Origin of the sequence: Janthinobacterium sp. GMG1 (assembly GCF_034427795.1) — a bacterium.
GTDB lineage: Bacteria > Pseudomonadota > Gammaproteobacteria > Burkholderiales > Burkholderiaceae_D > Janthinobacterium.
The window spans coordinates 1-507 of sequence record NZ_JAXQNT010000047.1; the positions used below are offsets into that span (position 1 = coordinate 1).

Consider the following 507-nt stretch of genomic DNA (forward strand, 5'->3'; position numbering starts at 1 on the left):
CGGCACCATATAGTCCGGCAGGCGTACCGCCAGTTCGGTACGCAGCGAAGCGCTGTCGCAGCCATCCTCCGCACCCTGTACATACGCCACCAGGCGGGTACCGGCAGGCGAACTATCGGCCAGCACCACCGCGTCGGCAACGCCCGTACAGGCGCGCAGAGCCGATTCGATATCTCCCAGTTCGATACGGAAGCCACGGATCTTCACCTGGTGGTCACTGCGGCCCAGATATTCGAGCTCGCCATCATGCGTGTAGCGCGCCAGGTCGCCGGAACGGTACAGCCGTTCCCCAGCGCCCAGTTCCGGATGCGCCACGAAGCGCTCCGCCGTCAGCTCCGGACGGTTCAGATAGCCGCCTGCCACGCCCGCTCCCCCCACGCACAGCTCGCCCACCACGCCAGTCGGCACCGGTTCTCCCCAGGCATCGAGCAGCCACAGCGTCAGGTCCGGAATGGGACGTCCGATCAGGCTGCCCAGATTGCGCTGCGCGTCGATCTGGCGGATCCG

1 protein-coding gene is annotated in these 507 nt (G+C 66.9%); it reads right to left on the reverse strand.

What is annotated here, in order from left to right:
- A partial coding sequence (locus SJI03_RS28825) for an AMP-binding protein (protein WP_322429461.1) occupies positions 1-507 on the reverse strand: 507 nt, incomplete at both ends.